Annotated in this window: 21 protein-coding genes; 14 read left to right on the top strand and 7 right to left on the bottom strand. The window is 73.6% G+C overall.

Annotated elements, in window-relative coordinates:
- Positions 1 to 312 precede the first annotated feature (312 nt).
- Both ACIPAE_RS02075 and ACIPAE_RS02070 read right to left on the bottom strand, forming a co-directional pair.
- Complete coding sequence (locus ACIPAE_RS02075) at positions 313 to 1,296, bottom strand: aldo/keto reductase (protein ID WP_366411851.1); 984 nt, start codon at positions 1,294 to 1,296, stop codon at positions 313 to 315.
- Positions 1,297 to 1,331: 35 nt separating this feature from the next.
- Complete coding sequence (locus tag ACIPAE_RS02070; RefSeq protein WP_366411897.1) at positions 1,332 to 2,294, bottom strand: sigma-70 family RNA polymerase sigma factor; 963 nt, start codon at positions 2,292 to 2,294, stop codon at positions 1,332 to 1,334.
- A 169-nt stretch (positions 2,295 to 2,463) separates the two neighbouring features.
- On the opposite strand from ACIPAE_RS02070, the gene ACIPAE_RS02065 reads away from it, so the two are divergent.
- Positions 2,464 to 3,318, top strand: coding sequence for an FMN-dependent NADH-azoreductase (locus tag ACIPAE_RS02065; RefSeq protein ID WP_402442293.1), 855 nt, complete (start codon positions 2,464 to 2,466; stop codon positions 3,316 to 3,318).
- Positions 3,319 to 3,685: 367 nt separating this feature from the next.
- On the opposite strand, the gene ACIPAE_RS02060 is transcribed toward ACIPAE_RS02065, so the two are convergent.
- Positions 3,686 to 4,735, bottom strand: coding sequence for a zinc-binding dehydrogenase (locus ACIPAE_RS02060; protein WP_402442291.1), 1,050 nt, complete (start codon positions 4,733 to 4,735; stop codon positions 3,686 to 3,688).
- 88 nt (positions 4,736 to 4,823) lie between these two features.
- On the opposite strand from ACIPAE_RS02060, the gene ACIPAE_RS02055 reads away from it, so the two are divergent.
- From ACIPAE_RS02055 to ACIPAE_RS02040, 4 genes are all read left to right on the top strand, one after another.
- Positions 4,824 to 5,414, top strand: a complete 591-nt coding sequence (locus tag ACIPAE_RS02055; RefSeq protein WP_402442289.1) for a TetR/AcrR family transcriptional regulator — start codon at positions 4,824 to 4,826, stop codon at positions 5,412 to 5,414.
- A 124-nt stretch (positions 5,415 to 5,538) separates the two neighbouring features.
- Complete coding sequence (locus ACIPAE_RS02050) at positions 5,539 to 5,940, top strand: phage holin family protein (RefSeq protein WP_328466920.1); 402 nt, start codon at positions 5,539 to 5,541, stop codon at positions 5,938 to 5,940.
- On the top strand, positions 5,937 to 6,452 hold the full coding sequence (locus ACIPAE_RS02045) for a DUF3618 domain-containing protein (protein ID WP_402442287.1): 516 nt from the start codon (positions 5,937 to 5,939) through the stop codon (positions 6,450 to 6,452). The genes ACIPAE_RS02050 and ACIPAE_RS02045 overlap by 4 nt, the downstream gene beginning before the upstream one ends.
- Before the next feature lie 165 nt (positions 6,453 to 6,617).
- Complete coding sequence (locus ACIPAE_RS02040; protein ID WP_366411846.1) at positions 6,618 to 7,628, top strand: aldo/keto reductase; 1,011 nt, start codon at positions 6,618 to 6,620, stop codon at positions 7,626 to 7,628.
- A 124-nt stretch (positions 7,629 to 7,752) separates the two neighbouring features.
- Here the strand turns inward: ACIPAE_RS02040 and ACIPAE_RS02035 are convergent, their stop codons facing one another.
- Complete coding sequence (locus tag ACIPAE_RS02035) at positions 7,753 to 8,433, bottom strand: hypothetical protein (RefSeq protein ID WP_366411843.1); 681 nt, start codon at positions 8,431 to 8,433, stop codon at positions 7,753 to 7,755.
- Positions 8,434 to 8,803: 370 nt separating this feature from the next.
- On the opposite strand from ACIPAE_RS02035, the gene ACIPAE_RS02030 reads away from it, so the two are divergent.
- The 7 genes from ACIPAE_RS02030 to ACIPAE_RS02000 all read left to right on the top strand — a co-directional run bounded on the left by ACIPAE_RS02030 (position 8,804) and on the right by ACIPAE_RS02000 (position 17,712).
- The gene (locus ACIPAE_RS02030; protein WP_329366777.1) at positions 8,804 to 10,192 is read left to right on the top strand and encodes an HlyD family efflux transporter periplasmic adaptor subunit; all 1,389 of its coding nucleotides are present in this window, start codon (positions 8,804 to 8,806) and stop codon (positions 10,190 to 10,192) included.
- On the top strand, positions 10,189 to 11,118 hold the full coding sequence (locus tag ACIPAE_RS02025) for an ABC transporter ATP-binding protein (RefSeq protein ID WP_402442284.1): 930 nt from the start codon (positions 10,189 to 10,191) through the stop codon (positions 11,116 to 11,118). The genes ACIPAE_RS02030 and ACIPAE_RS02025 overlap by 4 nt, the downstream gene beginning before the upstream one ends.
- Entirely contained in the window at positions 11,115 to 12,332 is a 1,218-nt protein-coding gene (locus tag ACIPAE_RS02020; protein ID WP_329366779.1) for an ABC transporter permease, read from the top strand. Before ACIPAE_RS02025 ends, ACIPAE_RS02020 begins: the two co-directional genes overlap by 4 nt.
- Before the next feature lie 50 nt (positions 12,333 to 12,382).
- Positions 12,383 to 13,300, top strand: a complete 918-nt coding sequence (locus ACIPAE_RS02015) for a hypothetical protein (protein WP_366411842.1) — start codon at positions 12,383 to 12,385, stop codon at positions 13,298 to 13,300.
- 69 nt (positions 13,301 to 13,369) lie between these two features.
- Positions 13,370 to 14,110 (top strand): response regulator transcription factor, encoded by a 741-nt coding sequence (locus ACIPAE_RS02010; RefSeq protein ID WP_329366783.1) that lies wholly within the window; start codon positions 13,370 to 13,372, stop codon positions 14,108 to 14,110.
- 179 nt (positions 14,111 to 14,289) lie between these two features.
- Entirely contained in the window at positions 14,290 to 15,927 is a 1,638-nt protein-coding gene (locus ACIPAE_RS02005) for a sensor histidine kinase (protein WP_402442281.1), read from the top strand.
- Between the two features lie 315 nt (positions 15,928 to 16,242).
- Positions 16,243 to 17,712: a hypothetical protein gene (locus tag ACIPAE_RS02000; protein ID WP_329366787.1), complete on the top strand. Its 1,470-nt coding sequence runs from the start codon at positions 16,243 to 16,245 to the stop codon at positions 17,710 to 17,712.
- 127 nt (positions 17,713 to 17,839) lie between these two features.
- On the opposite strand, the gene ACIPAE_RS01995 is transcribed toward ACIPAE_RS02000, so the two are convergent.
- From ACIPAE_RS01995 to ACIPAE_RS01985, 3 genes are all read right to left on the bottom strand, one after another.
- Entirely contained in the window at positions 17,840 to 18,205 is a 366-nt protein-coding gene (locus ACIPAE_RS01995) for a hypothetical protein (protein WP_328466890.1), read from the bottom strand.
- Positions 18,206 to 18,289: 84 nt separating this feature from the next.
- Positions 18,290 to 18,709 carry an RbsD/FucU domain-containing protein gene (locus tag ACIPAE_RS01990; RefSeq protein WP_329366791.1) on the bottom strand — a complete coding sequence of 140 codons (420 nt, stop codon included), beginning with the start codon at positions 18,707 to 18,709 and terminating at the stop codon, positions 18,290 to 18,292.
- A 76-nt stretch (positions 18,710 to 18,785) separates the two neighbouring features.
- Complete coding sequence (locus tag ACIPAE_RS01985) at positions 18,786 to 19,640, bottom strand: chitosanase (protein WP_402442278.1); 855 nt, start codon at positions 19,638 to 19,640, stop codon at positions 18,786 to 18,788.
- 213 nt (positions 19,641 to 19,853) lie between these two features.
- On the opposite strand from ACIPAE_RS01985, the gene ACIPAE_RS01980 reads away from it, so the two are divergent.
- Together ACIPAE_RS01980 and ACIPAE_RS01975 are read left to right on the top strand one after the other, a co-directional pair.
- Complete coding sequence (locus ACIPAE_RS01980) at positions 19,854 to 20,084, top strand: DUF2277 domain-containing protein (protein WP_329366795.1); 231 nt, start codon at positions 19,854 to 19,856, stop codon at positions 20,082 to 20,084.
- 112 nt (positions 20,085 to 20,196) lie between these two features.
- Positions 20,197 to 20,637 (top strand): PPOX class F420-dependent oxidoreductase, encoded by a 441-nt coding sequence (locus tag ACIPAE_RS01975; RefSeq protein WP_329366797.1) that lies wholly within the window; start codon positions 20,197 to 20,199, stop codon positions 20,635 to 20,637.
- Position 20,638 lies beyond the last annotated feature (1 nt).

The raw sequence follows: 20,638 nt of genomic DNA, 5'->3' as shown, positions 1-20,638 counted from the left end.
CCGACCGTAGTGCCCCCACCACCGCATCAGGCAACCCCGGGCGCCCCATGCGCGAACCCCAAACCAGCCCACAAACCGCAAGGGCAACAGCTTCTTTTCAAGGAAGGGCCGTCGCATACCCAGGGGCGCGGGGAACTGCGCGAGCAACCCCCGCCGACCGGTGATCCCCAAACAAGCATCACCACCCCCGACAGGGGAGCTTCTTTTCAAGGAGTACCCGCAACGAACCCAGGGGCGCGGGGAACGGCGCGAGAACCCCCCACCGGAAGGTGGTCCCTCAACCGACAGCACCACCCACCCCGGAGGGTCCGCTCACCAACGCCCGTGAACCTGCTCCCGCACCCTCCGCTCGTACAACTCCCTCACCCCGCCCACCACTTCCTCCGGCAACTCCGGCAACTCCGCAGCCGCCGCGTTCGCCCGGGCCTGTTCCACCGACCGCGCTCCCGGGATGACCGAGGTCACCCCGGGCTGCTGGACGACCCACCGCAACGCGGTCTGCGCGGGTGTGGCGCCTTCGGGCGCCAGCTCGGCGAACTCCGCGGCCGCCTGGAGCCCGGTCGCGAAGTCGACCCCGGAGAACGTCTCGCCCTGGTCGAACGCCTCACCGTGCCGGTTGTACGTGCGGTGGTCGTTCGCCGCGAACACCGTCTCGCGGGTGTACTTGCCGCTGAGCAGCCCGGACGCCAGCGGCACCCGGGCGATGATGCCGACCCCCGCCTCGGCCGCCGCCGGCAGCACCTCCTCCAGCGGCTTGAGCCGGAACGCGTTGAGGATGATCTGCACGCTCGCCACGCCCGGCCGGGCGATCGCCGCGAGCGCCTCGGCGCAGGTCTCCACGCTGACCGCGTAGTTCGCGACGCGCTTCTCGGCGACGAGCGTGTCCAGCGCGTCGAAGACCGCGTCGGTGGAGTAGACGGCGGTCGGCGGGCAGTGCAGCTGCACCAGGTCGAGGGTGTCCACCCCGAGGTTCGCGCGCGAACGGTCGTTCCACGCACGGAAGTTGTCGAGGTTGTAGTTCTCCGGGAGCTGGTCGGCGCGGCGCCCCATCTTCGTGGCGACGAACACGTCCAGCTCGGGGTGCGCCTTCAGGTAGCGCCCGATGAGCTGCTCGCTGCGCCCGTCGCCGTAGACGTCCGCGGTGTCGAAGAAGGTCACCCCGGACGCCACGGCCGCGTCCAGCACCGCCACCGCGTCCTCCTCCCGCACCTCCCCCCAGTCGGCCCCCAGCTGCCACGTCCCCAGCCCCACCACGGACACTTCCCGGCCGGTCCGGCCCAATACGCGCTGTTCCATGCCCCGAGCCTACGAGCCGGGCCGCCCGCGACCGGTCACCAGGGGTCGCCCGGCCCGCCCCCGTCGAGCCCGCCGGGGTCGAGCACGGCCAGGTCGAGAACCGCCAGGTCCAGCCGGCGCAGCCGGTCCGGGTCGGCGATCACCTCGTACCCGGCGATCAGGCCGTCGTCCGCGAAGGCGACGGTCAGGGCGAGCAGCAGCCGGCCGTGCGGGGCCACCACGATCCCCACCGCGCCGTCGACCAGGGCCGGCTCGGCGTACCGCGCCCGGTGGGCGAGGAGGGCGGTGCCCTCGGCGACGGCCCGCGCCCCGCGTACCACCGCCGCCGCCCCGGGTGCGAGCGCGATCGGATCGGTGCGGCGCACCACGTCGGGGGCGAGCACGGCGAGGATCGCGTCGAGGTCACCGGCCCGCATCGCCGACAGGAACGCGGTGACGACCCGGCGCCGGCGGGCGAGTTCCTCCGCCGGGACGGCGGGGGTGCCGCGCACCTTGCGGCGCGCACGGCTGGCCAGCTTCTTGGTGGTGCCGGGCGTACGCGCCACCAGGGGCGCGATCTGCTCGAAGGGCACGGCGAACACGTCGTGCAGCACGAACGTGATCCGCTCGTCCGGGTCCAGGGTGTCCAGCACCACGAGGAGCGCGCCGCTCACGGCGTCCGCGAGCACCGCCTCGTCCTCCGGCCGGCCGCTGCCGCCGCCGCGCGCGGGGCCCGGAACCTCGTCGAAGGCGTGCTGCTCGGTCAGGTCCTCGCGCCGCGAGCCGCGGGCACGCAGCATGTCGAGGCAGATCCGGGTCACCACCGTACGCAGCCAGCCGGACAGGTTCGCCACGTCGGCGACGTCGGTACGGCCCAGGCGCAGCCATGTCTCCTGCACGGCGTCCTCGGCCTCGCTCGCGGAGCCGAGCATCCGGTGGGCGACGGCGTGCAGGAGGGGGCGGCGCGCCTCGAACCGCTCCGCCAGTGCCTCCGGGTCCGCGGGCCCGGCCGCTTCCACGGGCCCGGCCGCTTCCGCCGGTTCACCCTGCTCCGCTGCCGCCACCCGCTCGCCCCGCTCCACCCGCTCCACCCGCTCGCCGCCGTACTCGGTCACCGGTCCCCTTTCCGCGCCCTGATCCGTCACTGCTCCTGACGAAGACGACACGGCGAAAGTGACGGGAGACGTAGTGACGGAAGACGTGAGGGCGTCCTTGCTGCACCTGGACTCCGGTGCCGACGGTTCCGACGGCTCGGTCAGCAGGCGGCTGACCGCCCTGTTCGCGCGGACCTGGCGGGCGCGGCACGACGCGGCCGGTCTCCAGTACGAGTACCGGTACCGCGATCTCGCCGCCGATCCGGTGCCGCCGCTGGACAGCGCCTACTGCGCGCTCGGCCGGCGGGTGGAGAGGCACGGGTTCTGCCCGCCGGACGGCGTGGCCGCGCTGATCGGGGACCCGGCCGAGCGGCGCGCATGGGCGCTGACCCGGCCGCTGATCGACGACGTGCTGGCGGCCGGCACCGTGCTGATCGGCGCGCCGATGTACAACTACACGGTGCCCGCGCTGCTCAAGGCGTGGATCGACCGGGTGAGCTTCCCCGGCGCCTTCACCGCCCCGGGCACCCGGGCGCCACTGCTCGCCGCCACGCGGGTCGTGGTGGTCGCCACCCGTGGCGGCAGCTACCGGCCGGGCACGCCCCGCGCCGCGTACGACTTCCAGACGCCTTACCTGCGGGCGTACTTCGGCAAGCAGGGGGTGGCCGACGCGAACGTCCGGGTGATCAGCGCCGAGTCGACGCTCGCGGACCTCGTGCCGCACCTGGCCGGGCACCGCGCGCAGGCCGCCGCCTCGCTGGCCGCGGCCCGCGCGGCGGTGGTCGCGTGCGCCACCGATGACGTGGACGGCGACGGCACCTGGACCGGTGCGGGCGCAGGTAGCGGCGGGGCCTCCTCCGGTGGAGAAGCGCCGCTTACAAGCGCGGCGGATGCAGATGGGAGAAACGGTCGACCACGGACACCAGCGCGACCCGCTGGCCGGGGCTGATGTCACCGGCGAGGTCGGTCTCACGGATGTGTGCGCGTCGCAGGAATTCGTGCGCGTCGAGCGCGGTGAGCGGTCGGACCGAGCGGACGAGGGCGGATACGGTGATCGCCGCCGCGTCCTCGTCCCCGGAGGAGGCCCGCCGCAGGACGCGGGAGAGCCCGCTCGCCCCGTCCGCGGCGACCTCGCTCAGCACAAGGGCCCTTCGATGGGTCGTCTCAGAGCTGTACAGCGCCATATGCCCACCTCGATCTACACCATCGGTTTGTCCCGATTCGCCCCCCACAGATGAGCGTACGCCCGGAATCGCGCAACACCATACCTGGTAACGATTTTCACTTTCCGCGATGTGGGTGCCCGGTCCGGGCCCCTACGGGTGCAGCACGATCTTCCCCACGTGCCCCCTGCGGGCCAGTTCCTCCTGGGCCCGAGCCGCCTGGTCCAGCGGGAAGGTCGCCGCGACGACGGGCCGGATCGCGGCCCGCCGGGCCAGGTCCATCAGGAGCCCGAAGTGCGCGGGCGTGTGCATCGAGGAGCCGATCAGCCGCGTGTTGTGCAGGTAGAGACGGCGCACGTCGAAGGTCACGTCGTACCCGCCGAGCGCGCCGGCCACCACCCACCGGCCGCCCTCGCGCAGCAACGGCAGTCCCTCGCCCACCAGTTCACCGGCGACGACGTCGAGTGCGACATCGACGCCCTCCGGGGCGGCGGCGCGGACCTGCCCGGCGACGTCCCGTGCGCGGTCGACGACCTCGTGGGCACCCGCCGCGCGTACCGCGTCGATCTTGGGCCCGCTGCTGACGGCGAGCACCCGCGCGCCGCGCGCCCGGGCGAGCTGCACCAGCGCGAGACCGACACCGCCGGAGGCCCCCGAGACGAGGGCGGTCTCGCCCGCGCCCAGCCGGCCCCGTTCGATCATGCCCAGCGCCGTGCCGTAGGCGGTCGGCAGCGTCGCGAGCTGGTCGTCCGTGAGCGGGGACTCCGTCATGTCGTGCACCCGCTCGGCCGGCGCGGTCACGTACTCGGCGTACCCGCCGTCGCGCTCGCTGCCCATCAGGCCCACCGGGTTCGCGTCCGGGCCGTCACCGTCGTAGATCGCCGGGTCGACGACCACCCGGCGGCCGATCAGGCGCTCGTCCGCGCCGGCGCCGACCGCCACGACCCGGCCGGCCACGTCGGCGCCCTGGATGCGCGGGAAGTCGATCGGGCCGCGCCAGCCCGCCGCCGCCTTCGGGTCTCCCGGGCGGCCGTAGGCGCCCTCCCGGGTCCACAGGTCGGTGTTGTTCAGCGCGACCGCGCCGACCCGGACCAGCACCTCCCCGGCCTTCGGGGCGGGCACGGCCACCTCCACCGGTTCGAGGACCTCCGGCCCTCCGTGCCGTGCGATCCGCACCGCGCGCATCCGCTCGGGAACACCCATCGCCTGAACCTCCTCGCAGGTATACTGATCTGTGAACTTCGACCCACGGTACACCGCTCAGCTACACCGATCAGTGAAGGAGCGCCCGATGCCGGAGACGCGGCCCATGACACCGGCCGGCCGCCGCATCGTGGCGGCGGCCGAGGAGCTGTTCTACGACCGCGGGATCACGGCGGTCGGCGTGGACCTGATCGCCGAGCGCTCGGGCGTGACCAAGCGGACCCTGTACAACCGGTTCGGCTCCAAGGACCACCTCGTGGCGGCCTACCTCGCGGAGCGCGACCGGCGCTGGCGGTCGCTGGTCGTCGCCGCCGTCGACGCCTGCGACGACCCGGTCCGAGCCGTCACCGCACCCTTCGACGCGCTGCGGACCTGGAGCGGGACCAACCGCCGCGGCTGCGCGTTCGTCAACGCGCTCGCCGAGCTTCCGGACCCCGCGCATCCCGCGCACCGGGTCGCCGCGGAGCAGAAGCTCTGGCTGCTGGACCTGTTCAGGGGCCTCGCCGCGGAGGCCGGGTGCGCGGAGCCCGACACCCTTGCCACGCGGCTGCTCGTGCTGCACGAGGGTGCGCTGGCGACGCAGCCGCTCGCGGTCGACACGCTCGGGGTCGACACGCTGGCGGGGAGTGCGGAGCTGGCGCGGGCGCTGGTGCGGGCCGCCGCGCCGCCTCGGGGGTAGGGCGCCCGGGCGCCCGGGCGGTTCGCGGGTTCGCGGGTTCGCGGGTTCGATCCGCTCGCATGTTTCCGTTCGCGAATACGGGCAACCCGGGCAGGACAACTCCCTGGAGCCGGAGGTGAAGGTCGTGGCGCATGCGAACGGGTCCGCCAGGTCGGTGGGCACACTGGTCAAGGAGGGCACCGAGCAGCTTTCCGACCTGGTCAGACAGGAACTGAAGCTGGCGCAGGCCGAACTGACGCAGAAGGGCAAGCGGGCCGGGATCGGCGGTGGGCTGTTCGGCGCGGCCGGGCTGATGGCGTTCTTCGCCCTCGCCGCCCTGATCACGGCCGCGATCGCCGCGATCGCGATGCCGCTGACGCTGTGGGCGTCCGCGCTGATCGTGGCGGGCGGGCTGCTGCTCATCGCCGGGATCGCGGCGCTCATCGGCCGCGGTGAGGTGAAGCGGGCGGTGCCACCCGTGCCGGGGGAGACCGTGGACAGCGTTCACCAGGACCTGGTGATCCTGAAGGAGAGGGCCAAGCGATGACGCCCCGTACCGACCCCCACCTCGCCGAACTCGAACGGCAGATCGCCGAGACCCGCGAGGCGCTGGGCCAGACCGTCGAGGAACTCGCCGCCAAGGTGGACGTCACGTCCCGGGCGAAGGCGAAGGCGCGGGACACCGCGGGCCGGCTGCGGTCGGCGGAGGACCGGACCCGGACGAGGGCCGCGCAGGCGGCGAGCAGCGTCAAGTCCCGGCTGCCGGGGGGCTCGACGGGCGGGCCCGACGGCGCGGCGGAGCTCTCCGCGGGGTCAGGCTCCCACCGTGCGGAGATCCCGGCCGCGCCCGTATCCGTGCCGGAGGCCGCGCCGGACGCCGAGGCCGCTGCCTCCCCCGCCGCCGGATCAGCGTCCGGACCGGCGTCCAGGTCCGTGTCCGCGTCCGCCGCGACCGCCGTGTCCGCCGTCCGCTCCTACGCCCCCGCGGTCGCGGCGGCGACCCTGTCCGCGGCGGCGGCCGCCGCCCTCGTGTGGGCCCGTCACAACGACCGCACCTGACCCGTCGCTCCGGCTCGGCCCGGCCCGGCCCCCGTCGGCCGGCGCCGGGCCGAACCCGTACGCCGAACCCGTGCCCGTACGCCGGTCCCGTACGCCCGTACCCGTACGCCGGTCCCGTACGCGGGGGCTTGCCATCGAGTGCGCTCCAAGGTGTTCGCTGGCGCCATGGAATACGTGCAGCTCGGTCGGACGGGGCTCAGAGTGAGCCGGGTCGTACTCGGAACCATGAACTTCGGCGAGGAAGTGACGGAAGAGGGAAGCCATGCGCTGATGGACGCGGCCCTCGACGCGGGGGTGAACTTCTTCGACACCGCGAACGTCTACGGCGTGGACGAGAACAAGGGCTACACCGAGGAGATCATCGGGAACTGGCTCGCCCGGGGCGGTGGCCGTCGGGACAAGGTCGTGCTGGCCACGAAGGTCTACCTGAACGACACGAACGACGGCTCGACGCTGTTCGACCGGGCGTGGCCCAACCACGACCGGCTCTCCGCGCTGGGCATCCGCCGCGCGGTGGAGGCGAGCCTCAGGCGGCTGCGTACCGACCACATCGACGTCTACCAGTTCCACCACGTGGACCGCGCGACACCGTGGGAGGAGATCTGGCAGGCGATCGACGTCCTGGTGCGGCAGGGCAAGATCCTCTACGCCGGGTCCAGCAACTTCGCCGGCTGGCACATCGCCCAGGCCAACGAAGCAGCGGCCCGGCGCGGTTCGCTCGGCCTGGTCAGCGAGCAGTGCCTCTACAACCTCTTCGAGCGGAGCGCCGAGACCGACGTGATCCCCGCGGCGCAGGCGTACGGGCTCGGCGTCATCCCCTGGTCGCCCCTGCACCAGGGGCTGTTGGGCGGGGCGCTGCGCAAGGAGCGCGAGGGCGGCGGGTCCCGTACCTCCGTCGGCCGCTCCGGCGCGGGCCTGGCGAAACCGGCGGTCCGCGCACAGGTCGAGGCGTACGAAGCGCTCTGCGACAAGCACGCGGTCGAGCCCGGCGAGGTCGCCCTCGCCTGGCTGCTCACCCGCCCCGGCGTCACCGGCCCCATCGTCGGCCCGCGCACCCCGCACCACCTCGAATCCGCCCTCCGCGCATCCGAGTTGACCCTCACTCCGGAATTCCTCGCCGAACTCGACACCATCTTCCCGAGCCCCGGCCCCGCCCCGGAATCCTTCGCCTGGTAACCCCACCCCCGCCCGCCCACCCGCCCCGCGCCCCCGAGTTGCCGTCCGTCACCCCGGGGCCGCGCGACGCCCCTCACGGGAGGGCGGGGTGTACGGAGGTCACCGCACGGCGACTTCGGGTGTTCTAGGAGGGGGTGGAGGTGGGGCGTTGGGGGAGGAGGGGTTTGCAGGTGGCGTAGGCCTTGGCGGTTTTCGGGTCGGCGGTGTTGAGATTGCGGATGGCGCCGAAGCCGCCGTAGCCGCCGCGGCCGTTGCCGGCGGAGGGGCTCGCGTCGGGTGAGGGGGTGGGGAGGGTGACGCCGTGGTCCTTGAGGCAACTGGTGAACGCCTGGATCGCGCTGGCGTCGGCCCCGCCGTTGGCGCCGCCGGGGCCGCCGCCCGGGAACTTCGGCTGCTTGGAGGCGCACGCCTTGAGCGCCTTCTGGGTGGCCGCGTCGGGCGAGGCCCCGCCGATCCCGCCGAAGCCGCCGCCGAAACCGCCGCGGTACCCGCCGCTGGGACGTCCGCTCGGGTCACCGCTGGGGCGGCCGCTGGGCCGCGCACCGCCCGAAGGGCGTTTGAAGGTGGGCAGGTTGACACCGTGCTGCGACAGGCACTGCCGATACGCCTCCATGTCCTGCCCGCCCCCGCCGCCCGAGGCGGCCACGGACGCGGAGGCGGACGCGGAGGACTTCGCGTCCGAGGAGGAGGAACCGCCGGAGGAGCACGCGGTGAGCGCGAGCGCGCCCGAGGCGAGTACGGCGACGAACGCCCCGGCCCGCACCGCGATGCGCGCCTCGGGCGGCCGGCTGGTGGTCCAGTTCATGACCGTGGTCTCCTCGGGGAAAGCCGGACACCGCACCACCGGATCGGCGTCCGGTGGCGAGGTGCCGCGGCACGTTGCCGTATGGCTGTCAGCCGTACTTGGGGCCGCCCGCGCGCACGCACGGGACGCGGGGACACGCGAGCGACGGTGGAACTGAACCGCATACAGGTGGGGACTGTCGGGGATCGAGCTGTGAGTTCCCGGGGAGCGCCCCGTCGCAACGGGCTTCCCGGGGCGGCCTTTTCGCCCGGTTGAGCGGCGGAAGTCCGTTTCGGAGGCGCCCGCGGCGGCCGCACGGCGGACCAGGTTCCCAGCAAACTCCCAGGCTGCTCCCAGGCCTTCAATGGCGTCGGAGTCCAAGATGCGCGCCATGAAGGTGCTCCCACGGCGGCGCAGGGCCGTCCTGATCAACTCGGTGCTCGGCGTGGTGGTCCTCGCGGGCGCCGGCGGCGCCTACGCGGCGGTGCACGACGACAGCGGCAAGTCCGCGAGCTCGGGCGGCGCACGGACCGCGACCGTGACCACGGCCACGGTGTCGGCCACCGTATCCGGCTCCGGCACGCTCTCCTCCCCGAGCGACGCGGGGCTGAACTTCACCACCGGCGGCACCCTCACCGAGGTCGACGTCAAGCCGGGCGACAAGGTGAAGAAGGACCAGGTGCTGGCGAAGGTCGACCCGACCGCCGCGAAGGAGACGCTCCAGCAGGACGAGGCGTCCCTGACCGCGGCCGAGGCGAACCTGACGAAGGTCGAGGCCGGCGAGACCCCCGCCTCCTCCGGCACGGACTCCGGCTCCGGCTCGTCCGGCTCCGGCTCCAACTCCGGCGGCAGCCGCGAGACGGTCGTCACCCCGACCCCCACCCCGACCGTCGACCCGGCCCAACTTGCCTCTGCACAGGCTCAGTTGACGCAGGCCCAGAACGCCGTGGACGCCGCGCAGCGCGCGGTGGACGGCTGCGTGCTGAAGGCCGCCGTCAGCGGCACCGTGGCCTCGGTGGACGGCGTGAAGGGCGACACGGTCAGCGGCACCTCCGGCAGCGGTACGAGCTCGGGCTCGGGCTCGTCGGGTTCGGGTTCCAGCGGCAGTTCGTCGTCGGGCTCCTCCACCGGCTCCTCCGGTTCCACCCCGACCGGGTTCGTGGTCCTCACCAACCCCTCGGGCATGCAGGTGAAGGCGGACTTCTCCGAGGCCGACTCGCTGAAGATCAAGGCCGGCCAGGCCGCGACCGTCACGCTGAACGCCGAGTCCGGCACCGTGCTCGACGCCAAGGTGCTGTCGATCAGTTCGCTTCCGGTCAGCAGCAGTTCCAGCTCCGGCGGGTCGGGCTCCAGCGGCAGCGCGGTGCAGTACGCCGCCACGCTGAGCATCACCAGTGACACCTCGAACCTGCGCACCGGCCTGAGCGCCAGCATCCAGGTGACCACCGGCCAGGCGGCCGACGCGCTGAGCGTGCCGACCGCCGCGGTCTCCGGCACCGGCACCAACCGTACGGTCCTGGTGGTCAACTCCGACGGCTCCACCACCCGCACCCCGGTGACCGTGGGCGTCGAGGGCGACTCGGCCGACCAGATCACCAGCGGCCTGAAGGAGGGCCAGCAGGTGCAGATCCCGCAGGTCGCCTCCTCCGGCAACGGCGGTTTCCCGAGCGGTGCGTTCCCCGGCGGCATCGGCGGCGGCGCCAACCGGCTCGGCACCGCGGGCGGCGCCGGCGGCGGCTTCCGTACCGGCGGCTTCGCCGGCGGAGGTGGCCGCGGATGAGGCAGGCCCTGGGCAAGCGGCTCGGCGGCCTGGCCGGAGCGGCGTCCGGGCTGCACCGGCTGCGCCGCACGGCGGATGACCAGGCGGCCGCCGAGCCGGCCGACGACGGCCCCTGGGGCCCGGCCCCGGTCATCGAGGTGCGCTCCCTGCTCAAGACGTACGGCCACGGCGACGCCGCCGTCCGCGCGCTCGGCGGCCCCGCCGACCCGCTCACCGGTGACTCCCCCGGCGTGGACCTGCTGGTCGAACAGGGCGACATGGTCGCGGTGATGGGCAGTTCCGGCTCCGGCAAGTCCACCCTGATGAACATCCTCGGCTGCCTCGACGTGCCGACCGCCGGCCGCTACCTGCTGGACGGCATCGACGTCGGCGGCCTGGACGAGCACCAGCTCTCCCTGGTCCGCAACCGCAAGATCGGCTTCGTCTTCCAGTCGTTCAACCTGGTGCCGCGCACCCCGGCGCTCGCCCAGGTCGAACTCCCGCTCGCCTACGCCGGCGTGAAGGCCGCCGAGCGGCGCCGCCGGGCGCTGGCCGCGCTCTCCCTGGTCGGCCTCGCCGACCGCGTCGACCACCGGCCCAACGAACTGTCCGGCGGCCAGCAGCAGCGCGTGGCGGTGGCCCGCGCCCTGGTCACGGCGCCGGCGATGCTGCTCGCCGACGAGCCGACCGGCAACCTGGACAGCCACAGCACCGAGGATGTGCTCGCCATCATCGACCGGCTCAACGCGTCCGGCCGCACCGTCGTACTGATCACCCACGAGGACGAAGTGGCCCGGCACGCCAAGCGGGTGATCCGGCTGGTGGACGGGCAGGTCGTGGAGGACATACGGCAGGCCGCGGTGGACGGGCCGCCGCCCGCGCTGCGCGACCCGGCCGAGTTCGCCTCCCACGCCCCGCACGCCATGAGCGGGGGTGCGGCCCGGTGAACCCGTTCGAGATCCTGCGGTTCGCCGTCGGCGGGCTCGCCGCGAACAAGGTGCGCTCCGCGCTGACCATGCTCGGCGTGCTGATCGGCGTGGCCGCCGTGATCATCCTGCTCGCGGTCGGCAACGGCTCCTCGCAGTCGGTCAAGGACTCCATCGAGAAGCTCGGCACCAACTCGCTCACCGTCTCCTCCGGCGGCGGCTTCAGCGCGTCGGGCTCGTCGTCCGCGACCAGCACCAAGCCGCTCACCGTGGACGACGCCCGCGCGCTCGCCAACCCCGCCGACGCGCCCGACATCCAGTCCGTCGCGCCCGAGGTCACCACCTCGCAGTCGGCGGTCTACAACGGCACCTCGCACACCGTCGGGCAGGTCGTGGGCACGTACCCGGCCTACTTCCAGACCTCCAACAGCAAGGTCGACAAGGGCGACTACTTCAGCGCCGACGACGTGCTCAACTCCCGCAAGGTCGCCGTGATCGGCTCCACCACCGCGACCGACCTGTTCGGCACCGCCTCCCCGATCGGGAAGAAGCTGGTGATCGGCGGCACCCCGTTCACGGTCGTCGGGGAGCTGGCCACCAAGGGCGGCACCGGCTTCCAGGACCCGGACGACACGGTGATCGCGCCGCTGCCGACCGTGCAGAACGCCTTCACCGGCTTCGGGCCGATCAGCCAGATCCTGGTCGAGGCGAAGTCCGCCGGCGCGACCACGCCCGCGCAGAACGAGATCACCACGATCCTGATGGGCACGCACGGCATCAGCGACCCGAACGCGCTCGACTTCCGGGTGAGCAACCAGGCGTCGCTGCTGAGCACCCAGTCCGACACCAACAAGACCTTCACGGTGCTGCTCGGCGCGGTCGCGGCGATCTCGCTGCTGGTCGGCGGGATCGGCATCACCAACATCATGCTGGTCACCGTCACCGAGCGGACCCGGGAGATCGGCATCCGCAAGGCGATCGGCGCGCCCAAGGGCGTCATCCTCGGGCAGTTCCTCGCCGAGTCCACGCTGCTGTCGCTGATCGGCGGCGGGCTCGGGGTGGTCGGCGGGCTGATCGGCTCGCGGTTCACCATCGTCGGCATCAAACCCGCGGTCATCCCCGCGTCGGTGTGGGGCGCGTTCGCCATCGCGGTGGCCATCGGGCTCTTCTTCGGCAGCTACCCGGCCAACCGGGCGGCGGGCCTGCGGCCCATCGAGGCCCTGCGGCACGAGTGATGTTCACCAAGAGACACAAGCGGAACACGGGATCAGGAAGAGGGGCCGAGATGGCGCGACGCCGCACCGAGCTTGTCAAGGCAGACGCCGAGGCCGCAGGCGGGATCGAGATCATGGAAGGACCGCGGCAGACCGGGAGTTCGCAGACCCCGGCCGGCGCCGGCGGCCCCGGTGGTCCGAGCCGCGCGGGCGGTCCGGGCGGCACCGTGCCCGACCCCCGCGGCGGAGCCGGGTACCCGGCGAACGGCGCGGGCCCCGAGGGCACGTACCCCGAAGGCACGTATCCCGAGGACGGGTACGACGCCGAGCGTCCCGGCGAGCACCCCGAGGACATCCTCGCCGAGCCGCCGGACGCCCGCGACATCTCCGCCGAGCTGGCCGCCCCGCCGCGCCGCAAGCTGCCGTGGCTGACCCTGGTGCTGTCCGCGTGCGTGGTGGCCGCGGCGGCGTTCTCCGGCGGCGCCCTCGTCGAGAAGCACCATCTGAACGGCAGCACCACGGCCGGGCGGTCCGGCTTCCCGAGCGGGCTGACCGGCGGCACCGGCGCCACCGGCCGGACCGGCGGCGCGGGCGGGCGCTTCGGCGGCACCGCGGGCACCGGCACGACCGCGGGCGGCGGCACCGCCGCGAACGGCGTGACGGTCGGCACGGTCAAGCTCGTCGACGGCAAGACCCTCTACGTCACCGACGCCCAGGGCAACATCGTCAAGGTCACCACCGGCGGCTCCACCAAGGTCACCGAGTCCAAGTCCGGCAAGGTCTCCGACCTCAAGGCCGGCCAGAGCGTCACCGTCCTCGGCACCAAGGGCGCCGACGGCAACGTGACCGCGACCACCGTCACCGAGGGCGGCGGCACCGCCGGCGGCTTCGGCGGGTTCGGCGGGTTCGGGGGCTTCGGCGGCGGGAGCACCGCGGGCGGCACCGGCGGCACCGGGGGCACCGGGGGCACCGGGGGCACCGGCAACTGACACACGCGGCTCACAGCATCGGCACGTACGGTGCGGTCGTATCCCACCGGGCCGGGAGGAGGAGTCCCCATGGAGACACCCGAGGCCAGCCTGCTGGTCGTGGACGACGAACCGAACATCAGGGAACTGCTCTCCGCGTCCCTGCGGTTCGTCGGCTTCAAGGTGGTCTCCGCCGCCACCGGCGCCGACGCGCTGGCCGCCGTCGCCCGCGAACGGCCCGACCTGGTGGTCCTCGACGTGATGCTGCCGGACATGAACGGCTTCACCGTCGTCAAGCGGCTGCGCGAGGAGACCGGGCCGCACCCGCGGGCGGGCGGCGGGCCCGACCGGCTGCCGGTGCTCTTCCTCACCGCGAAGGACGGCGTCGACGACAAGATCAGCGGCCTCACCGCGGGCGGCGACGACTACGTCACCAAGCCGTTCAGCCTGGAGGAGCTGATCGCCCGGATCAGGGCGATCCTGCGCCGCACCGGCGGCCCCACCGACGACGGGCGGCTGGTCGCGGGCGACCTGGAGCTCGACCCGGTCGGCCACCAGGTGCTGCGGGCCGGCCGCCAGATCTCCCTGTCCCCCACCGAGTTCAAGCTGCTCGCCTACCTGATGGCCAACGCCGACCGGGTGGTCTCCAAGCTGCAGATCCTCGACCACGTGTGGGCGTACGACTTCGGCGGCGACCTGAGCATCGTCGAGTCGTACATCTCGTACGTGCGGCGCAAGGTGGACGCGGCGGCGGGCGGCGGGCCGAAGCTGATCCACACGGTGCGGGGGGTCGGCTACGTGCTGCGCCGTCCCGCGCCGGGCCAGGGCTGAACGGCGGCGCGGCCATGGGGTTCCCGCCGCCGCGACCAGCGGGCCCTCCCGACCCGCCCGGCATACGGACCGACCCGCCACGCACACGACCCGGCGCGTCCGGACCGGCCGGACGCTCAGGCCCCGGCGCGGCGCCGCGCCGGATCAGGCGGTGGCCGGCCGGCTTCCAGTGGTCGGCGGTGTCGCTGCGCTCCCGGCTGGTGCTGCTCGCCCTGGTGCTGGTGCTGCTGGGCCTGGCGGTCAGCGACACGGTGGTCCTCGGCTCGGTGCGCGGGCAGTTGGTGCAGCGGGTGGACCAGCAGCTCCAGCGGTACGGCCAGCCGCTCGCTCGCCGGCTCGGCACGGAGGGCGTCCCGCCGCCGCGCTACCTGGCCCCCGGAACCGGCCACGGCGGCTCCATGAGCACGCACGGCGGGAACGGCACGACCGGTGCGACCGGTGCGACCGGTGCGACCGGCGGAAGCAACGGGAACGGCACGACCGGCGGGACCGGCAACGCTTCGGGCCCGGCCGCCGCGAACACCGTGAACGGCCCCGGCGGGGCCCGCCCCTGGCTGCCCAGCCAGTTCGTCGTCGCCTTCGCCGCCGCCGACGGTCACGTGGCCGAGCAGTTCCGGATGCCGGTCGCCGCGAACGACCCGCAGCCGCTGTGGCCCACGATGGACGCGACCCAGCTGCGCTCCCGCTTCGGCCACCCCTTCGACGTACGCAGCGACCACGGCGGCGGCAGCTGGCGGGTGCTGATCATGCCGGTCGGCACCGACACCGACGAGGCCCTCGACCGCGCCGGCACGCCCACCGCCGATCTGCCCGCCGGGGTCGTGGTGGCCTCCTCCCTGGACGACGTCTCCTCCACCACCAGCCACCTCAGCACCGCGTTCCTGCTGATCGGCGGCGTCGTGGTGGCGCTGCTCGGGGTCGCGGGCTGGTTCGCCGTCCGCGCCGGGCTGCGGCCGCTGCGGCGGATCGAGGCGACCGCGGCCGAGATCGCCGCGGGCCGCCCGCTGTCGCACCGCATGCCGGAGGCGTCGCCGGGCACCGAGGTCGGCCGGCTGTCGTCCGCGCTCAACGGCATGCTCGCGCAGATAGAGTCCGCGTTCGCCGCCCGCGCCGAGTCCGAACAGCAGATGCGGCGGTTCGTCGCCGACGCCAGCCACGAACTGCGCACCCCGCTGGCCGGTATCCGCGGCTTCGCCGAGCTGTACCGGATGGGCGCGCTCGCCGACGACGCCGACGTGAAGCGGACGATGGCCCGGATCGAGAGCGAGGCCGTACGCCTCGGCGGCCTGGTGGAGGACCTGCTCACGCTGGTGCGGATGGACGAGCAGCGGCCGGTCCAGCTCGCGCCGATGGACCTGCGCACCCTCGCGGTGGACGCCCTGCACGACACCACCGCCCTCGACCCGACCCGCCCGGTCACCCTCACCGGGCCCGGCGGCACCGGCACCCCGCCAGGACCGGCACCGGTGCTCGGCGACGAGGCGCGGCTGCGCCAGGTCGTCGCCAACCTCGTCGGCAACGCCGTCGCCCACACACCGCCCGGCACCCCGGTACGGATCGGCGTCGGCACCTCGGGCGGGCACGGAATCCTCGAAGTCGCCGACCGCGGGCCGGGCCTCACCCCTGACCAGGCCGCGCGCGTCTTCGAGCGCTTCTACCGGGTCGACGCCTCCCGCTCCCGCGCCACCGGCGGCGGCGCGGGCCTCGGCCTCGCCATCGCCTCCGCGCTCGTCACCGCCCACCACGGCACCGTCGAACTCGACACCGAGCCCGGCGACGGCGCCACCTTCCGCATCCGCCTGCCGTCCGCGCGCTGACCTGGACGCCTCGCCGCCGGGCCCGGACTCCGCTCCGTGGTGCGCGGGTTACGGATGGGTATCAGGAGGCAACCATCCGTCCGGATAGCCGCTCTTTAGGTGCACACGCGCGTTCAACTGCGGTTTCGGCGTTTCGTACGTCTACGCTCGCGAATCCGGGGGGACCGCGCCACGCCCGAGGCTGGAAGGTCGCCGATGCCCGAACCGCTGAGCGCTGCACGCCGAGGCCCGTCGTCGGCACCCGGGAGGGCCGCCGCGTCCTCGGCGGGAGCGGCGGCAGGGGCGCCCAGGCGGTGGGGGCTGTGGATCGCGGCCGTGTGCACGGTGTACGTCGCGGCGCAACTGATCCTGGTGCTGCCGGGTTCGGGGCTCGGCTGGGACGAGACGGTCTACACCAGCCAGGTCAGCGGCCACATCCCGGCGGCCACCTTCAGCGCCCCGCGGGCCCGCGGGATCTCCTTCCTGGCCGCGCCGGTCGCGCAGTTCACCGACTCCCCGGTCGCGCTGCGGCTGTGGATGGCGGCACTGTCCGGCATCGGGCTCTACGTCGCGCTGCGCGCATGGCGCGGGGTGCTGCCCGAACGCGTACTCGCGCTGGCCGGCGCCCTGTTCGCCGGACTGTGGATCACCCTGTTCTACGGGCCGCAGGTGATGCCGAACATGTGGAGCACCTTCGGCGCGCTCGCCGCCGTGGGCTGCTTCGTGCGGGCCACCCGCGATCCCCGTAACCGCGCCGCGCTGGTCGGGCTCGCCGCGGGCATCACCGTGGTGGGGCTGATGCGCCCGCCGGACGCGGGCTGGCTGGCGCTGCCGCTGGCCGTCGTGGCGCTGGCGGTGCCGCGCTGGCGGCGGCCGGCGCTGTTCGCGGTGCTGGTCGCGGGCGTGGTGCTCGGCTGCGCGGAGTGGGTGATCGAGGCGTACGTCCGCTACGGCGGCGTGACCGAGCGGCTGCACAGCTCCAGCGCGGTCGAGGGCGGGATGGGCCTGCACCTGGCGATCGACGACCAGATCCGCTCGCTCAGCGGCCGCGCGCTGTGCCGCCCCTGCAACGTGCCGTGGCGGCACAAGGACGCGTCGGTCTGGTGGTTCGTGCTGCCGTTCCTGGCCGCGGGCGGCGCCGCCGTGGCGCCCCGGGTACGGCGCTCGGCGGTGTGGATCGCCGCGCTGACCGGGCTCGCGATGGCCGTGCCGTACCTCTTCACGATCTCGTACGCGGCCCCGCGCTTCCTGCTGCCGACGTACGCGCTGCTGGCGCTGCCGGTCTCGGAGTGCCTGTGGTGGCTGGTCACACGCCCCGACAGCCGGACCGAGGCGGACCAGGTCCGGCGCCCGGGCGAGGTGCCGGGCGAACGCCCGGGCCTGCCAGGGAAGTCGCGGCTGCGCCCGGTGGCCACCGCGCTGGTCGCCGTCGGGCTGTGCGGCCACCTCGCCATCCAGGGCGGCATCCTGCACATCGCCACCCGCAACAACCACCGCACCAGCCAGGAGTACCGCGCCGTCGCCGACGGGCTGCACGCCCACGGCGTCCGCGCGCCCTGCACCGTCAGCGGTGTCTCGGCGGTGCCGATCGCCTTCTACGCCGGTTGCTCGTCACGGCAGTTGAGCGGACCTGACGTGAGCATCGACACGGCGGGGCTGCTGGCGCAGACCCGTCAGCGGCCGGTCGCCTACCTGGTCACCGGCGGCGGCCGCCCGCCCGCCTTCGCCCGCGACTGGCGGTCGGTGCCGCTGCCCACCCCGCACGGTGCCCGCGCCTTCCGCGCCTACCTGCCGCCGTCCCGGTGAGGCCGGGCGGCCGACCCGGAAGGTGCGACCGGTGCGGCCGGTGCGGCCGGTGCGGCCGGTGCGGCCGGTGCGGCCGGGGGCAGGGCCGCCACCGCGGCCGCGCGGACGGCTCCCTTCCCGGGCACGGCTACAGGTCCGCGATCTCCTCGGCGTAGATCTGCCCGAGCGGCTGCGGGCCGACGTACTGCTGGCAGTTGCAGGTGCCGGCTTCGTACTGGGTGGGCTTGCGGTCGGCGTCCCACGCGGTCGGGACCTCCACCGCCTCATGGCACTTGCCCTGCTTGTCGTGCTTGGCGAGGTGGTGGGTGCAGCCGCACACCGGCTCCGGCGCGCGCCCGGCCGCGGCGAGTTCGCGCCGTTCGGCCTGCTCGGCCTTCATCCGTTCCATCTGCCGCTTGTGGCGGGTGCGCAACGCGGTGCGCACCGTGTCGTTCACCGACTTGACCCCTCCGAGGCCGAAGATGGCGATCACCCACCACACCCAGGCATCCATCGCGCCGCGCCCCCATCCGCCCGGTGCCGTCCGGCACCCGCTGCTCTTTGACGGTTACAGCTTAGGGCCGCGGGCGGGTGCCGGTCAGTCCGCGCGCACGCCGAGCGTGAGCAGCAGGTTCGCGTACGTGCGCCGGTCGCCGGTGGCGATCACCAGCGCGGTGTCGGCACCGCGGGCGGCCTCGTAGAAGGCGTGCCGGTCCAGGCCGTCGAGGGTCAACTCCGGCAGCGCGGAACGGAATTCGGCGAAGACCGGGGGTTCGGGCTGCTCGGGCGGCGGGGTCATCACCGTGGCGGCCTCGAACGGCGCCGCGTCCACCAGCGCGGCCAGCACCTCCGTGACCAGCATCCGGTCCGGGGTGAGGTTGAGGTAGACCCGCTGGGCGGCCGGGTGGGCGCCCGTGGTGTGCGGGTAGTGGCCGTCGCTGATCAGCACCCGCGAGCCGTGGCCCGCCGACGCGAGCGCGGCGAGAATCGTCGGGTGGGTGAGCTGGTATCGCAGCATGGACGGCTCCTTGAACGCGCAGACGGGCGTAGAGATCGGATCTCTACGCCCGCGAGCGTACCGGGACCGGCAGGCCCTACGGCAGGGTGAGGATCTGGTACGAGTCCCCGTAGGTCTTCCAGTGCAGCGGCGGGTCGAGGTTGAGGTTGCCGGCGTTGAGGAACACCCGCTGCTCGGTGTCCACCCGGCTGGTGTCGTCGTGCGCGGCCTCGGTGAGCATCGCGGCCTTGCGCGCGTCGAGGTAGGCGTTGAGGTACTTCGTCTCGTCGCCGCCCTGCGCGGGCGTCTTCGCCTTCTTCATCGCGGTCTTGCGGATGCCCCCGAAGCTCACCGGGTCGTCGCCGGGGCCGTGCATGACCATGGCGTCGTAGTAGATGAACTGGCCCAGCGTGCCCAGCCCGTCCGACTTGGCCTGGTCCACCGCCGGGTTGAAGTACACGTCGTCGCGCTCGTCGTCCTGCGCCTGCTGGAAGACGGTGTCCTTCGCGGCGGTCTTCCACGCGCTGACGAACGCCGAGCCGAGACCGGAGTGCGAGTCGGAGCCGTTGTCCGCCTCCAGGGCGGGCAGGTACTTCGCCAGCGGGTTGCCCGGCTCCATGTCCGTGTAGTGCTGGACGAGTTCGAGCATGTCGCCGGTGCCGGAACAGAAGCCGATGATGCCGGCCGTGTAGCCGCGGCCGTCGCCGATGTCCTCGATGTACTTGTACTGCGCCTTCCAGTCCAGCGAGGAGTTCTCGGCGGAGGAGACCAGCTCCATCGCCATCTCTTTCTTGTGCGGGTCGTCGAGACCGGTGGCGGTCGACGCGCCGGCGGTGCCGGCCATCGACAGGGTCGCGGTGCCCGCGGCGAGCACGGCCGCGGCGGCGGCCAGCGCGGTGCGCCGGGTCAGGGTGCGGCGCGGGGCGCCGGCGCGGTGGGGGGAGGTGTGCACGTGCGTCTCCGTTTCCGGCCACGACCCGGTTCCGGGCAGCGGCCAACTGCGGTTGCTGTGCTGGGAGTTGCCGTTAGTTAGGAAAGGTTCCTAACTATGCGCAGCATTGAAGCACCACTGGGGCCGCTCGCCAAGGGGGTGGACCGGATCGATTCGCACGCCCCCCTTCCGCCACCCGCGCCCCATGTCGGACCCGCGCGGCACACTGGAGGCATGTGCAGAAGCATCAAGACCCTGCGTCCGCCGATGGTCCCCGAGGTGCACGACGAGGACATCCGCGCCGCCGCGCTCCAGTACGTACGGAAGGTCTCCGGGTTCCGCGCGCCCGCCGCGCACAACCAGGAGGTCTTCGACGCGGCGGTGGCCGCCGTCGCCGCGGCCACCGCCGAGCTGCTCGACGGCCTGGAGGTGCGGGGCGCCTCGCCGGCGAAGGCGGCGGGCTGACCGCGCGCCGACCGCGCACGACCGGTGGCGCACCCGCCCGCCGCGCCGCCCGTCACGCACGCGCCCGCCGCGCCGCACGTCACGCACGGTGGCGCGGCACTAACCTTTCGCCATGGCGCACATGACCGAGGCGGAGTGGCGCGAGTTCGCCACGACCGGCACTCGCACCGGAAAGCTCGCCGTCCAGCGCAAGAACGGGCGGCCGCACGTCACCCCTGTCTGGTTCGTCCTGGACGACGCCGACCCCGCCGACGTCGGCGTGGTCTTCATGACCGGGCAGGACTCCCTCAAGGGCCACGCGCTCCGGCGCGACCCGCACTTCGCGCTCTGCGTGGACGACCAGGCGCCGCCCTACTCCTACGTGCTCTTCGAGTGCACCGCGGAGCTGCTGGAGGACCCGGTGGCCCTCCAGGACTGGGGCACCCGGATCGGCGCGCGCTACATGGGAGCGGAGCGCGCCGCCGAGTTCGGCGCGCGCAACGCCGTACCCGGTGAGTACCTCGTCAGGGGTCGCATCGACCGCCTCACGGCCGTGGCGAACGTGTCGGACTGAC

The sequence above is a fragment of the Streptomyces sp. NPDC087270 genome, from assembly GCF_044744625.1.
Taxonomy (GTDB): Bacteria; Actinomycetota; Actinomycetes; order Streptomycetales; family Streptomycetaceae; genus Actinacidiphila.
This window is presented reverse-complemented; position numbering and strand designations above follow the sequence as displayed.

Bases quoted from the DNA above. Each gene is read 5' to 3' on its own strand.
- ACIPAE_RS02075 (WP_366411851.1), bottom strand. From the start codon at position 1,296: ATGGAACAGCGCGTATTGGGCCGGACCGGCCGGGAAGTGTCCGTGGTG.
- ACIPAE_RS02060 (WP_402442291.1), bottom strand. From the start codon at position 4,735: ATGGGTGTTCCCGAGCGGATGCGCGCGGTGCGGATCGCACGGCACGGA.
- ACIPAE_RS02055 (WP_402442289.1), top strand. From the start codon at position 4,824: ATGCCGGAGACGCGGCCCATGACACCGGCCGGCCGCCGCATCGTGGCG.
- ACIPAE_RS02045 (WP_402442287.1), top strand. From the start codon at position 5,937: ATGACGCCCCGTACCGACCCCCACCTCGCCGAACTCGAACGGCAGATC.
- ACIPAE_RS02040 (WP_366411846.1), top strand. From the start codon at position 6,618: ATGGAATACGTGCAGCTCGGTCGGACGGGGCTCAGAGTGAGCCGGGTC.
- ACIPAE_RS02035 (WP_366411843.1), bottom strand. From the start codon at position 8,433: ATGAACTGGACCACCAGCCGGCCGCCCGAGGCGCGCATCGCGGTGCGG.
- ACIPAE_RS02030 (WP_329366777.1), top strand. From the start codon at position 8,804: ATGAAGGTGCTCCCACGGCGGCGCAGGGCCGTCCTGATCAACTCGGTG.
- ACIPAE_RS02025 (WP_402442284.1), top strand. From the start codon at position 10,189: ATGAGGCAGGCCCTGGGCAAGCGGCTCGGCGGCCTGGCCGGAGCGGCG.
- ACIPAE_RS02015 (WP_366411842.1), top strand. From the start codon at position 12,383: ATGGCGCGACGCCGCACCGAGCTTGTCAAGGCAGACGCCGAGGCCGCA.
- ACIPAE_RS02010 (WP_329366783.1), top strand. From the start codon at position 13,370: ATGGAGACACCCGAGGCCAGCCTGCTGGTCGTGGACGACGAACCGAAC.
- ACIPAE_RS01995 (WP_328466890.1), bottom strand. From the start codon at position 18,205: ATGGATGCCTGGGTGTGGTGGGTGATCGCCATCTTCGGCCTCGGAGGG.
- ACIPAE_RS01990 (WP_329366791.1), bottom strand. From the start codon at position 18,709: ATGCTGCGATACCAGCTCACCCACCCGACGATTCTCGCCGCGCTCGCG.
- ACIPAE_RS01980 (WP_329366795.1), top strand. From the start codon at position 19,854: ATGTGCAGAAGCATCAAGACCCTGCGTCCGCCGATGGTCCCCGAGGTG.
- ACIPAE_RS01975 (WP_329366797.1), top strand. From the start codon at position 20,197: ATGGCGCACATGACCGAGGCGGAGTGGCGCGAGTTCGCCACGACCGGC.